The sequence below is a fragment of the Paenibacillus helianthi genome, from assembly GCF_001909055.1.
Taxonomy (GTDB): Bacteria; Bacillota; Bacilli; order Paenibacillales; family Paenibacillaceae; genus Paenibacillus_AQ; species Paenibacillus_AQ helianthi.
In genome coordinates this window covers 293333-305514 of the sequence record NZ_LVWI01000001.1, presented here as the reverse complement: position 1 = coordinate 305514, position 12182 = coordinate 293333, and the positions used below count along the sequence as shown (strand labels likewise).

15 protein-coding genes are annotated in these 12182 nt (G+C 46.6%); 12 read left to right on the top strand and 3 right to left on the bottom strand.

The window, feature by feature from the left end:
- Positions 1-81: 81 nt before the first annotated feature.
- A complete protein-coding gene (locus A3844_RS01190) occupies positions 82-462 on the bottom strand; it encodes a PilZ domain-containing protein (protein ID WP_074083579.1) in 381 nt (126 codons plus the stop codon).
- Between the two features lie 186 nt (positions 463-648).
- The gene (locus A3844_RS01185; protein WP_074083578.1) at positions 649-933 is read right to left on the bottom strand and encodes a hypothetical protein; all 285 of its coding nucleotides are present in this window, start codon (positions 931-933) and stop codon (positions 649-651) included.
- Positions 934-1202: 269 nt separating this feature from the next.
- Between A3844_RS01185 and A3844_RS01180 the strand changes: the two genes are divergently transcribed.
- The 12 genes from A3844_RS01180 to coaD all read left to right on the top strand — a co-directional run bounded on the left by A3844_RS01180 (position 1203) and on the right by coaD (position 10859).
- Positions 1203-2837: a diguanylate cyclase domain-containing protein gene (locus tag A3844_RS01180; RefSeq protein WP_074083577.1), complete on the top strand. Its 1635-nt coding sequence runs from the start codon at positions 1203-1205 to the stop codon at positions 2835-2837.
- 500 nt (positions 2838-3337) lie between these two features.
- Positions 3338-4138 (top strand): glycoside hydrolase family 73 protein, encoded by an 801-nt coding sequence (locus A3844_RS01175; protein WP_074083576.1) that lies wholly within the window; start codon positions 3338-3340, stop codon positions 4136-4138.
- A 5-nt stretch (positions 4139-4143) separates the two neighbouring features.
- Positions 4144-4422, top strand: a complete 279-nt coding sequence (locus A3844_RS01170) for a holin (protein WP_074083675.1) — start codon at positions 4144-4146, stop codon at positions 4420-4422.
- Positions 4423-4516: 94 nt separating this feature from the next.
- Positions 4517-4939 carry a hypothetical protein gene (locus tag A3844_RS01165; RefSeq protein WP_074083575.1) on the top strand — a complete coding sequence of 141 codons (423 nt, stop codon included), beginning with the start codon at positions 4517-4519 and terminating at the stop codon, positions 4937-4939.
- A 125-nt stretch (positions 4940-5064) separates the two neighbouring features.
- Positions 5065-5202: a hypothetical protein gene (locus A3844_RS32595; protein WP_167374602.1), complete on the top strand. Its 138-nt coding sequence runs from the start codon at positions 5065-5067 to the stop codon at positions 5200-5202.
- Positions 5203-5328: 126 nt separating this feature from the next.
- On the top strand, positions 5329-5613 hold the full coding sequence (locus A3844_RS01160) for a hypothetical protein (protein WP_143191972.1): 285 nt from the start codon (positions 5329-5331) through the stop codon (positions 5611-5613).
- Positions 5614-5707: 94 nt separating this feature from the next.
- The gene (locus A3844_RS31680) at positions 5708-7429 is read left to right on the top strand and encodes an alpha/beta fold hydrolase (protein ID WP_083606626.1); all 1722 of its coding nucleotides are present in this window, start codon (positions 5708-5710) and stop codon (positions 7427-7429) included.
- A gap of 97 nt (positions 7430-7526) precedes the next feature.
- Positions 7527-7991 (top strand): ferritin-like domain-containing protein, encoded by a 465-nt coding sequence (locus A3844_RS01140; RefSeq protein WP_074103089.1) that lies wholly within the window; start codon positions 7527-7529, stop codon positions 7989-7991.
- 157 nt (positions 7992-8148) lie between these two features.
- Positions 8149-8772 (top strand): hypothetical protein, encoded by a 624-nt coding sequence (locus tag A3844_RS01135; RefSeq protein ID WP_143191971.1) that lies wholly within the window; start codon positions 8149-8151, stop codon positions 8770-8772.
- Positions 8773-8988: 216 nt separating this feature from the next.
- Positions 8989-9375, top strand: a complete 387-nt coding sequence (locus A3844_RS01130) for a LytTR family transcriptional regulator DNA-binding domain-containing protein (RefSeq protein WP_074106332.1) — start codon at positions 8989-8991, stop codon at positions 9373-9375.
- Between the two features lie 370 nt (positions 9376-9745).
- Positions 9746-10354: a 16S rRNA (guanine(966)-N(2))-methyltransferase RsmD gene (gene rsmD, locus A3844_RS01125; RefSeq protein WP_074083570.1), complete on the top strand. Its 609-nt coding sequence runs from the start codon at positions 9746-9748 to the stop codon at positions 10352-10354.
- Entirely contained in the window at positions 10338-10859 is a 522-nt protein-coding gene (gene coaD, locus A3844_RS01120; RefSeq protein ID WP_167374609.1) for a pantetheine-phosphate adenylyltransferase, read from the top strand. The genes rsmD and coaD overlap by 17 nt, the downstream gene beginning before the upstream one ends.
- Here the strand turns inward: coaD and A3844_RS01115 are convergent.
- Complete coding sequence (locus tag A3844_RS01115) at positions 10828-12060, bottom strand: nucleoside recognition domain-containing protein (protein WP_074106331.1); 1233 nt, start codon at positions 12058-12060, stop codon at positions 10828-10830. The genes coaD and A3844_RS01115 overlap by 32 nt on opposite strands.
- Positions 12061-12182: the final 122 nt, after the last annotated feature.

Below are 12182 nucleotides of genomic sequence, written 5' to 3'. Positions count from 1 at the left end.
ACCTCAGTTCCAGAGAACCGACACCGCGCATTTCTTAAAAAGACGTCCTCCTTAAGGAGGGCATCTAAGATGATGAGCCTGCTATAATCCTTGTGCTCTGCGGGTATTGGTCCAGATCTCCAATTCACGCAGCAACTGCTCTTCTTCGTCTTCCTGTAAATCGAGACGGATTCCGTACTGGAACTGGCCCAGTCCAAACATCCATCCCCAACGCACGCTTCCTTCGAATTGCAGCTTGTCTTCCGCGAGCTGAAAGTGAATGATCAGCTTGGTATCACCAGAAGTAAAGCGGAGATTTAGCGGGGTGCGCACCTTGCAGCCTGAACGGCTAAGGTCAAGCAGCACTCCTTCTGTTAATTTTCCGGCACCTGGACCTGAATTGCTCGCGGGAAGTTCCAGCCAGCATTCTATGGGCTGGTTCATCACGTATCGGAACGGTTCTTTTCTGCTGGAGTCGTCCATTTCTACCTCCGCTGTTTTTTTTGCTATTATATCGAACTGCAATGATCAGGGCAATCTACTAAAGTGCTATTTTTAAAAGAAAAGATTTAAATTTTCTGAATACCAACAGAAATACCCTCAGCCTCAGTTAAAAGAGGGAGGGTATTTGGAAATAAAAGGGGTGCTATGTTAGGGCTGTTTAGTCGATTACAGATTGTAGAGGGAAGACATGCAGTCAACGAACATCTTGTTGTATTCAGACCGTGACAGGTCCCGTGATGAAGCGATGTCTCTGCCCAGGAATTCAAACCAGGTAATTTCAGTGCTATCCTTTTTATAGAAGAATCTTTCATGCTCCATAGAAAAAACAGCATTGTCATATGAAGGGACATGCTCATACTTGAGCTCGGTACCCAACTTCTCGGAAATTAAAGTAGCCAGAAGGATAAGCATCTTGAACGGATCATCATACATTTCAAATTGTTCTGACATCAGTGTTCACTCCTTGGGATGGTTGATGAGCAGATTATACTACAGCCGCGTCGTGTAAGCATTACCGTTCAGGTAACATAGTATTATTTTGCTATAAGCAATCAGATAAATGAAGAATGAGAGTCATATACAAAATATGTATTTAATAATCTTGTATCATTTTCAGAATGAATTTGACCGATACATAATTATCGACTGTTTTCGACAAAATGAATTGTTGCCTTTTTTTACTGTAGCTGCAATCCAGGCACCTCAAGGAGAGAATGAAAATGTTTTTAAACCTGCGTACACTACTTTCCAGCGCTTTTGCCGTAATGATTATTCTATTAACCATGTTGTTAAGCTACGTCATAGGGAATCAGTCTACCCGGTCTGTCGAGCTTAGTATCGGAAGCTCCCTCGCTGCGGAGGCCTATCAGATGTCCGAGAAACTGGATCATTTCATGTGGTCGCGGACTGGAGAGGTAGAGGTGCTCAGCAAGCTTAATGCTTTTCAGGTGCCCGTGGACAAAAAGGAAGCTGACGGCTTATTGAACCAATTAAAAAGTAGTCTGCCCGTGTTCACCTGGGTTGGATTCCTGGATTCGAAAGGGAATGTGCTCTCATCTACGGACAATATCCTGCTCAGTCAGAATATAAGCCAGCGTCCCGTGTTTCAGGAGGGTTCAAAGGGAACATACATCGGGGATGTGCACGATGCCGTTTTATTGTCGAAGCTATTGCCGAACCCAAGTGGTGAAGCCTTGCAGTTTGTAGACATAAGTGTGCCTGTTCATACCGGGGAAGGACTCGTGACAGGTGTGCTGGCAGCACATTTAAGCTGGGAATGGTCCAGAGAAGTAGAGAAATCCATAGTCACTCCCCTCAAGGAGCGTTTAAAGGATGTAGAGGTTTTTGTAGTTAGTCAAAAAAATGACACCATCCTTCTGGGGCCCAAGGAGCTGGTTGGTAAGAAAATGACGGATGAAACACTGCAAAAAGCACGAACTGGGGCAAACTCCTGGACTGTAGAATCTTACGGCAGGGATAATGAATCGTATTTAACCGGTTATGCTTATGGTGACGGGTATCAGAACTACCCCGGTTTGGGCTGGTCTGTAATTATCCGGCAGCCTGCAGATGTGGCGTTCGCCTCAGTACATCAACTAAAACGCAATATCGCGTACAGTGGATTGGTTGCGGCAGTTCTATTTGCTGTTATGGGCTGGTTCGTGGCAGGGTGGATCGTACGGCCGCTGAATAATATCACAAAGACAGCTGATTTGCTCAGCACTGGAGCCAAGGTGGAGATCCCTGCCTCAACCCGGTTCAAAGATGTGGCTGTCCTGTCGGAATCGTTGCGAAATTTAGTGAACCATTTGACCAAGACGGAGAACAAGCTGAGCTATATGTCAGATATGGCGCTTCATGACAATCTTACTGGTCTGCCGAATCGTACCGCGCTGGATGAGTTTCTGGCCCATGCCGTCAGTAAGGCCAAACAAAACCGGAGTACACTAAGCTTTTTATATCTGGATCTGGATGGCTTTAAAAAAGTGAATGATACCTTGGGACATGCTACAGGTGATGCGTTGCTGCAGGAGGTGGCATTCCGGCTGCTCGATTGTACGAGGGATAATGAAATTGTAGCCCGGTTGGGCGGTGATGAATTTGTAGTGATCCTTCATACTTCTGCAACAAAACCCATGCAAGAGGCTGAGATTGTGGCTTCACGGATTATCAGCAAGATAAACCTGCCGATCATCATTCAAGGGGAAAATATCCATGTAGGGTGTAGCGTGGGAGCTGCAGTATGGTCCCCGGATGGTGCGGACACCGTAGAAACGCTGCGTCTGGCCGATGAGGCCTTATATATCTCCAAACGCAGCGGAAAGAACCGGATTACTTTTGAGGCAGCCTGCTGATGATGACCCAAGCAACAATAGATCCTCTATTCATAGGTCAAAAGAACTATCGGATCGGGTGTGAAGGAAGGGTTAATTCTTCAAAGTCATATGCTTAAGCTGGAACTGGAGGATAAGTTAAGTTCAGCGTAATCTTTTACGCGGTTTGGACCACCACTTAATCCATAGAAATCCTTCGTCGTCTCGAAAAAATTTAACCCCAACCCAGCTTAGAGGTGTCCAAAATTCTTTGAAATAATATGAAGGCATAGGATAATAGACCCTCCTTAGTAGTTAATTATTACTATACTACTGTAAATATATGAAATTCACAAGAATTATATGTTTAATATTACCAGTCCTATTCTTACCTCTATATTACAGGGTGCTGCAAAAAAACGCGGGAGCTGATGCTCTGGCGTTTTTTTGCATTCAAATCTATTAAAAACAAAACATCCATAGGGAGCAGCACAAGCAGATTATCTTAAAGCGCATTTTATATAGAGAAAGGATGTGATGAGATGACCGAGAAGGAATTTATTGCTGCCATTGCCCCCTTTGCTATAGCTGATATGCGCCGAAGCCATATTGCAGCCTCCTTGACGATCGCACAGGCAGCGCTCGAATCCGGCTGGGGAAGTAGTGGGTTGACGGTCAGGGCCAACAATCTGTTCGGGATCAAAGGCAGGGGTCCAGCCGGCAGCATCACGATACAGACAACAGAATATCAGAACGGGAAAGCTGTGCAGGTATCTGCGGCTTTTCGTGCTTATAATAACTGGGGAGAATCGGTTGCGGATCATTCTGCTCTGATCCGGGATGGGGTTTCGTGGAACCGAAATCTGTACAGCAAGGTGATTGGTGTAGGGGGAGCCGACGCTGCAAAAGAGATCGCTGCGGCAGGTTATGCCACGGATCCCGGTTATGCTTCGAAGCTTATTCAAATTATGAATGCCAATAATCTGTTTCAATATGATGAGATGGAGGATGATGAGATGTCGGCAGAGGATAGACAGAAGCTGGCCACTCTGGAAGTGCAGCTACAGGAGCTTCAACAGCTTGTCAATGGACTGGGAACAAGCAGGGATATGCTACAGACAGGAGTACAGGAGCAGGGGCAGACCCTTAAAGATGTGATTGAACGGCTTGCAGCCATAGAAGGACGTTCAACCATGAATGTTCCGGAATGGGCACAATTGGCCGTCAGCGCCGCAGCGGCTGCGGGACTATTGGATACACCTTCCCAAGGCAGTTATGACTTCTATAGAACGCTCACCGTATTATACCGGGCAGGCCTCCTCACAGCGAAGAAGGAGGGTTGATGAACATGGTGAACGAGGCGCTGAATAATGTTCTTGCGTTTGCTTCAGTGTTGGCTGTTTTTGTTCTCGCGTTGGTTCAATTGGTCAAGTCCACAGTGAACCTGCCACGAAACCTGGTTCCTGCCGTTGGACTTGTGATTGGTCTGTTTGTCGGTGCTGTAGCTTACCCGTTTACCGAAATGAATCTGATTCTGCGCCTTTGGGCAGGTGGACTTGCCGGATTGTCCGCAACCGGACTTTTCGAGCTTGCATTCAATAAGAGGGATGGTTCAACCAAGGACTGAAATCCTCTTATCATTTAGGCCTTGCTCACAGGCCAGTAGACCAAGCAATAGATAGCGTTCCAAAATATGATAAGGAAGGAAAGGAGGTGTTCATATGGGAACTTATTTGGATGCAAGAACTTCACAGAATGCCAGTACTGCCAATTCCATCGCCATTCCGATTCTGGTGATCAATACGCCTCAACTATTCGGTCAGATTGGCCTGATTACTGAAGGAATTACGACGAATCCCCGGGTGCTGCTCAAGGGAACTGTATCTGTCCAGCTTCCACTCGCTCTGGTAGGCATCACAATAACGATTGTCAGAGGGACATTGCCCACTGACCCGGTAGTATACTCAGCGACCTCCACTTTTAATTTAAGTGTCCTGGCACCACAGGTAATTGCGTTCTCTGCCGCTGATTTCTTACCACCGGTTTCACCCCAGCTTACGTATACTGCATTTGTCTCCTCCAATCTCCTGGGTACCATTCGTGTTGGACCGGAGAGCTTTGACGGAATTCTGGTATCGGATTAAGGAACAGCATCCTGCCTTTGAAAAATTCACAAGCAGCGGCCTAAAAATAAACCGTTTAGCCCAATCTGTACGGGGGTCGGGGACATATTCTGTTGTGTAGTGATCAAATTGAAGGAGGTAATCTCATGGGTGCAGATTGTGGTTATGGCGGTAATGTGGGTGGAGCTAATGTTGGTCCTGTTGTAAGTCCTTTTACTTCGACAGGTGCGATTCTGGTGCTTTACATCCTTCTGGTTATTATCTTGAGTGCTTGCTTCATCTAAGTACAGGAAATGGTCGCGCGATCTCTGAGCAGAAATGCCGGATCGCGCTTCTTTTACCCGTTGTGAAGGACAAGCCAGTGTAAATATAGAGGAGTAGTGTAGAATAAGAAGGGGACAGTTTTGTTTGTGAAATACATTATTCATGAGAGTGGTGAAGTTATGGAAGAGAAAGAAAGAATTTATATCGTACTTAAACTGATTGAAGCGGGTGTACCTCTGGAGAAAGAGGCGCTGGAGTTGGGTGAGGAGGATTTTAATGAAAGAATAGAGGAGATTTTTGATGACCGGCTGGTAGAGAATATCATCTTCACAAGGTCCGGCAACAGGCTGCTTGGCGTTAACACACAAGGTGTGAGATTGACCCGGCGCGGCAAAGACTTTATTTTCCTGAAGGAGAGCGGCAGGTTGTGAGTAGATAAAGGATGAATTTCAAAAAAATAATTGTAACCATTTACCATCTAGTTCGTATTAGAAAAGGATGTGATTTCAGAAAGGGGATATTAACATGAGAAACAAATTGTCACTCATATTGGCTTGTGTGCTGCTGCTGGGTGTATGGTCTTGGTCAGCACCGGCAGCACATGGAGCAGCACTTAAAACAACATTTAGTGTGAACAATGAAGTCGTGAAGTTTCCTGTGAATGCGACTCCGTTCGCAAAAGGCAATACGGTACTGGTCCCTATCCGTAAGGTTGGTATAGCACTAGGTCTGGAAGTTAATTACATAAAAGAACAAAAAGTACTTCAACTAAGCCGTAACGGCCAACAGATTACGCTGAAACTTGGTGCAAATGAAGCAATATTGAATGGGAAGGATAAGTTTGCGATTGAAGAAAAGGCGGTGCTTCAAGGGAATCTTATTTATGTTCCCATATCCTTGCTGAATGCCATGGGGTTAGTGGTCTCCTATGATTCATCCTTGGCTCAAGTTAGAGTCTATACTCCACAGGTTTTCGCTGAGAAAGTAGCAGGACTGCTGGCCTCTAATCAGCATGAGGTGTTATGGCAGCAGTTTTTTAATGAGTCAAGCCAAAAGGCCATTACTGTTGCCAAGCTTCAGCAAGTTTGGCAAGGCATAACCGAGACCTTTGGCGAGTACCTTAAGATTGATTCAGTATCAAGTCATCAAGTGAATCATGAATTGACTATTGCCTCCACAGCCATTTTTACAAAAGGGAATTTGACTATAACGATAACCACAGACAGCTCCGGCGAAATCAAGGGACTCTGGTTTGCCCCTGCAGCAGCAGCAGCAACACAATCTAATGCTCCAGAGCTTAAGCTTCCCGATGGAGTAACCGAGGAAGAGGTGGTTGTTGGTGCCGGGACATCACATCCGCTTAAAGGGCTGCTGACGCTCCCCAATCATTCGACTCATCCTTTGGCTTCTGTAGTGCTTGTTCAGGGTTCTGGAGCTTCAGACCGTGACGAAACAGTATTCGCTTATAAGCCTTTCCGGGATATAGCCTATGGACTTGCCAAACAAGGCATCGCAGTGCTTCGTTACGATAAACGGAGCTATTCTTATCCGGAGCAGTTTATAGGAGCTGCAGCCGCAACCGTTAGTGTTAAGGATGAAACGGTTGATGATGCGGTTGCCGCATCTAAGGTGCTCAAGGCTGACAAACGAATGAATCCTGCACAGGTATATCTGGTTGGTCATAGCCTTGGAGGTATGCTTGCTCCGAGAATTGATGCTGACGGCGGTAGCTTTGCAGGACTGATCCTGCTGGCGGGATCGCCGCGCAGTCTACTGGAGATTATTTACGATCAGAATATGGCGTCTATCCAAAATTTATCAAACTCTGATCCGCGTAAGACACAGACTATGGCAGCTATCGACGCCGAAAGCTCCAAGGGAAAAGAGTTGTCTGCAATGACCTTAGAGCAATCCAAGGCAATGCCTAGTGTATTTGGTGTTCCGGCTTATTATTTTAAAGAGATGGATATGCATCCTACGGCCGAGTTGGCTCGTAAGCTTACCAAACCCGTGCTAGTGCTGCAAGGTGCCGATGATTTTCAGGTCTATCCGGACAAAGACTTTCCGCAGTGGAAGGATGTTCTAAAAGGGAATCCTGCAGCTTCCTTTAAGCTTTATCCAGGTCTTAATCATTTCTTCGTGAATGATGAAGGGGAAAATGCGGGAACCGCAGCGGGATATAACAAACCAGGAATGGTAGATCCTCAGGTCATCACTGATATGGGGCAATGGATTTTGAATTTGTAATTGGGCTAGGACGATGTATCCGCCGCGGGGGAACGTTTAGGCTATAGGTGAATATCCTGTAACTAAGTGTTCCTATTATATTAAAGGCGGTGTCGCCGTGAATTATCAAACGTATTTTGCTCCTCATTTCCAGTCGTCCAACCAGCTTCTGTCTCGCAATGACGAAATGGTCCTCCAATTGATCCAACAGTCAATTCAAGGAGAGCGGAATGATGAGCTGTTTTATGACTTCCTTATTAAATTGGCTCCAACAAGGGAAGAACAAGAGATTATTGCAGGCATCCGCGATGATGAGAGAAAGCACCGGAGCATGTTCAAGACGCTTTACACCCAGCTGACCGGAATGGCTCCCAAGGTTTCAGATGAAGGGACAGAACCATTGCCGGCCAGTTATCTGGAAGGTATTGAAAAGGCATTGATCGGCGAACTCAAAGCATTTGAAAAGTATCGCAAGCTTTATTTGCATATCAATCCCCAGTACCGGGACTGGATCTTCGAGATCATGACAGATGAGATTAAGCATGCCAGCTACTACAATTGGCTGTACGCCAAAAATAAGTAATCAAGTATCAAAAAAGCACCTGGCAGGTGCTTTTTTACTGTAAAATACTTTTCTTCTGATGCAACACGAATGTTGAAATCATAAATAGTGTACACATCCCAAGGAATAGATATATAATTAATGTAATGAATGAAAAAAGAGCAGGCGGTGTTGTGGGTTGTTTTGGGAGCCGGCAGGATTTATGTTTTTCTCGATTATAGAAACGATTGGCGTATATTATTTGGTTATGGCGCTCTTCCGTTTCAAGCCCGGAGATTTTATATGGGAAGCTCTAATCGTAAGCCTCTTGATCAATTTGCAAAGTTACATACTTAGAAATGAACTCTCATTAGCGTACTTAGTACCATTAATTACGGTGTTAATCTTTATCTTTTTCTTTTCAGTTGTTGTTAAAATCCCTCTGGTATGGTCATGGATCACAACTATCCTTGGATATGCAATCTATGCATTATTGCAAACCGGGTTAGCGTTTCTTTTATTTGGTTCCATCGATGCTGCCCAGGCCAGCCTATCCAATGGTTATCTTCTGCAATTTTCCTCAGGGCTGATAAGTGTAATTCTCTCCATCTGGCTATACAAGATTGGCTGGGGTTTTAAATTCGATTTTGAGCGGCTCCGTTTTAAGTTTGAGGACATTCTGATTATCGTGCTAATTGTTGTATTTCTAGGTCTGCTATCTGTTATCGTCTACTTCGAGCAATTGTTCATTCTCATTGCATTTTTTGCAGTTACAGTCATATTCTTGTTGTATTATGCTGTTTCGAAAGAGCGGGGGAAGTAACTAGCGGAATCTCCTTCGCCTTTTTCTATCCTACCGGGTGAATCGGGGTGAAGCAGAAGTGAAGAGTTTCCTGAAAAAGGCATGTCACAGCATCAATTACCGGATGGCTTCTTTCCTGGCTATGACAGCAATGTTTATAGTAACTACAGATAGTATCCTTTTCATATATAAAGGTGAGACACCGGAAGAACTGCTTAAGTAGCTTGGAGGCATACCATGGACACCATAAGTGTAACTAGAGATATTGAGGGGAAGACGGGTCTTATAACTGTTAGAATTGATGAGATCATCTACCTGGGGACGGACAGCCGCACAGCGATTTTGTTGCTGCACACGTTGGACTCCGTTTATTTTACAGCCGGGACTTTAAAATATTGGACTCAAGTCCTCAACGCCTCAGGCTATTGCTTTCTGCTCGCTGACCGGAACAATAGCATTAATATACGGAGGATCGTAGAAATCAATAAGCTGCTGAAAGTAGCCTACTTCGAACCCGAGTCGGAGAGGAACAAAGCCTCAAAATACAGCACCATGTCCAAAAGCGGCCTTAAAGAGGTGCTTCAGGTTATAACAGAACTGGATTCCACAGTTATTTTTACATGAAAGGCTACCTCTTTGGCGGCTTTTTTTTGTTTTTTTCATTTGGGGAAACTGTAATATCGAAGTGTATATAGAATATAAAAATCGGGCGCCCCTTTCGGAGCGCCCTTTCATGGGAGAGGAGAAACCGGACGAAGAGCTTATGGGGAAACGTAAGCCTGCTCCGCGGTTGTCTACGACATCTTGCAATGTCGATAATTACATGATGGCCCTGAATGTCCAATTTTATACACGGAAAGTCGGAAGAAATTAGCCGCCTCGGTAGGACACCTGCAGACATTTTTTTATTTCAATAGACAATTGTGGTACTATAGGCTTGGACTTATGCCCTAAACGGCATAACTAACAGAGACATAAGAGCAGGTGAATAGTGGTGAGAGTTGTATCGGGAAGTGCAAAGGGCAGACCCTTGAAAAGTGTTCCGGGCAGCGGGACGCGGCCTACAACCGACAAGGTCAAGGAAGCGATGTTCAGTATGATCGGGCCTTATTTTGAGGGAGGTGCCGCGCTGGATTTGTTCGCAGGAACGGGCGGGCTCGGAATTGAAGCCTTGAGCAGGGGGATGGATCAGGCTGTTTTTGTGGACATGGAACAGAAGAGCATTGATACGGTGCGCGCAAATCTGAAGGCGGCCAAGGTGGAGGAACAGGCAGAGGTCTACCGCAATGAAGCAGGAAGAGCGCTAAGTGCGCTGGAAAAACGGGGGCGTTCGTTCGATCTTGTCTTCCTGGACCCTCCATACAGGCTGAAGCATGGGGATGAACTGATGCTGGCTATGGTTCAAAAGGGACTGCTGCGCCAGGATGCGGTGATTGTACTAGAACATGAGTCAGGCTATGAATATCCGGAGGACATCCCGGGATTCCATAGAACACGGCAAGCTGTATATGGAGAGACGACAGTCTCTATTTATAAGTATGAGGCTGCCTCCCAAGAAGTACAGGAGAGCAGCAAGGAGGGTAATGATGAGTCTGCAGATTAGAAAAGAACGTGTCGCCATTTATCCGGGAACGTTTGATCCGGTGACGATGGGGCATATGGATATTATTAACCGTGCAGCCAAACAGTTCGACAGACTGATTGTTGCCGTCCTTAACAACTTAAGCAAAAATCCGTTGTTTTCCGTAGAAGAACGTACCGATCTGCTCCGGCAGGCCACCCAGGATATTCCCAATGTGGAAGTAGACAGCTTCCGTGATCTGCTGGTCAATTATGTCCGGCAAAAGGACGCCCAGGTGATTGTCCGCGGAATCCGAACGGTTACCGATTTTGAATATGAGCTGCAGAATGCCTCGATTAATCATAATCTGGACCCCGATGCAGAAACTATTTTTATGATGACTAATCCGAAATATTCCTATTTAAGCTCGAGTGTCGTGAAGGAGATTGCCCACTTCGGCGGGAACGTCTCCGACTTTGTGACGCCTGAGGTAGAACAAGCCATGAATCTCAAATTTAAGCGGATGGACGGCGGAATGAAGCCGTAATATAAACAGCTGCAGACAGAGCTAATAATAGGAGCAGGATCAGAGCCTGCAAGGCCGCTAACTGTGGAATTGAGCGCCAGACCGTTAAGGGATTTAGCGTGACCGCCGGCAGGTGCTCATCCGGTACACTTATTGCTGGCTGCACATTTGTCTGAAGATTAAGCAGCGGTTTCCACAGGAGAAACGTGAATAAAAAAGCGTACATGCCGTGCAGCAATCGAATGGCAGCATAAGACAGATAGCGGACGCCGGCTTGCTTAAGGAGAGTCAGCGCCTGGAGCTGTCCACAGATTCCGCTCCAGGCCAGGGCCGCCGATAACCAGGCCGCTGTGAGAGTGTTCATGGAATTGAAGACAGGAAGGGCTGCTGTTCCTGTAGTAAGCGTATAAGCCCCAAGGTGAACCTCAAGCAGACTTGAAAACAGTGCCGGCGGAAGCTGTGGGAGCGCAGAAGCCGCTATATGGATTACAACTGCGAAGATGATCATATAGCCGCCGACGATCATCAGGTTCTGGACGGCAGAACCCACGGATTCACCAAGCAGTCTTCCGAAGCTGCGTCCATCCTGTGCACGTGCGTCCGCAGCAGCGCGATAAACGCGTGTCAGCAGAGAGGCTCTTTTACGGTGTGCCCGTTCCTGGATTGCGGTTGATTGGAGCTTAGAGCGTCCGGTAAATAGAGCGGAGGTACAGCCGGCGGATAACCCGGCAAGCCAGTGGATGGCCAGTAGTGTGTATCCGGAAGCGGGACTGTGCAGAAAAGCTGCGCCTATAACGATAAGCACAGTCACCGGGCTGGCATAGTGCGCCAGGGAGGCCAGCCTTCCTGCCTCCTTGTCCGTAATCCGGCCCTGTTTATGCAGCTGCATAACCGCTCCTGCTCCGGCGGGAAAACCTGCGGTCATTCCCAGAGCAAGTGTCCATCCACCGGCTCCGGGCAACCGGAATACTCGCTTCATAAGGGGTTCAAGCATTACACCGAAGCCGTGGACTGCTCCGGAAGCCGTAAGCATCTCCGAGAGGATCAGGAAAGGGAGAAGGGCCGGGAAGACAAGTGTCCACCATAGCTTAAGGCCCTGCAGGGAGGCCGCAAATGAGGACTCCGGTGCAGATACGATAGCAATAGCCAGCAGAATGGCTGCAGCCCCGCCTGCGAATGGAGCGGCACCTGAGGTTATTCGTTGTATTTTTATAGGACTCATTTTGAGCATCACCTCTTCATAGCTTAGGACATAGGCTAAAGACTGTTATCAATTTATGCAGAGAAGACAACCGTCATGCCTCGGTCCAACCGGCCGCTTCACAAGATCATTCCAAGTGTATA

Bases quoted from the DNA above. Each gene is read 5' to 3' on its own strand.
- A3844_RS01190 (WP_074083579.1), bottom strand. From the start codon at position 462: ATGGACGACTCCAGCAGAAAAGAACCGTTCCGATACGTGATGAACCAG.
- A3844_RS01185 (WP_074083578.1), bottom strand. From the start codon at position 933: ATGTCAGAACAATTTGAAATGTATGATGATCCGTTCAAGATGCTTATC.
- A3844_RS01180 (WP_074083577.1), top strand. From the start codon at position 1,203: ATGTTTTTAAACCTGCGTACACTACTTTCCAGCGCTTTTGCCGTAATG.
- A3844_RS01175 (WP_074083576.1), top strand. From the start codon at position 3,338: ATGACCGAGAAGGAATTTATTGCTGCCATTGCCCCCTTTGCTATAGCT.
- A3844_RS01170 (WP_074083675.1), top strand. From the start codon at position 4,144: ATGGTGAACGAGGCGCTGAATAATGTTCTTGCGTTTGCTTCAGTGTTG.
- A3844_RS01165 (WP_074083575.1), top strand. From the start codon at position 4,517: ATGGGAACTTATTTGGATGCAAGAACTTCACAGAATGCCAGTACTGCC.
- A3844_RS32595 (WP_167374602.1), top strand. From the start codon at position 5,065: ATGGGTGCAGATTGTGGTTATGGCGGTAATGTGGGTGGAGCTAATGTT.
- A3844_RS31680 (WP_083606626.1), top strand. From the start codon at position 5,708: ATGAGAAACAAATTGTCACTCATATTGGCTTGTGTGCTGCTGCTGGGT.
- A3844_RS01130 (WP_074106332.1), top strand. From the start codon at position 8,989: ATGGACACCATAAGTGTAACTAGAGATATTGAGGGGAAGACGGGTCTT.
- coaD (WP_167374609.1), top strand. From the start codon at position 10,338: ATGAGTCTGCAGATTAGAAAAGAACGTGTCGCCATTTATCCGGGAACG.
- A3844_RS01115 (WP_074106331.1), bottom strand. From the start codon at position 12,060: ATGAGTCCTATAAAAATACAACGAATAACCTCAGGTGCCGCTCCATTC.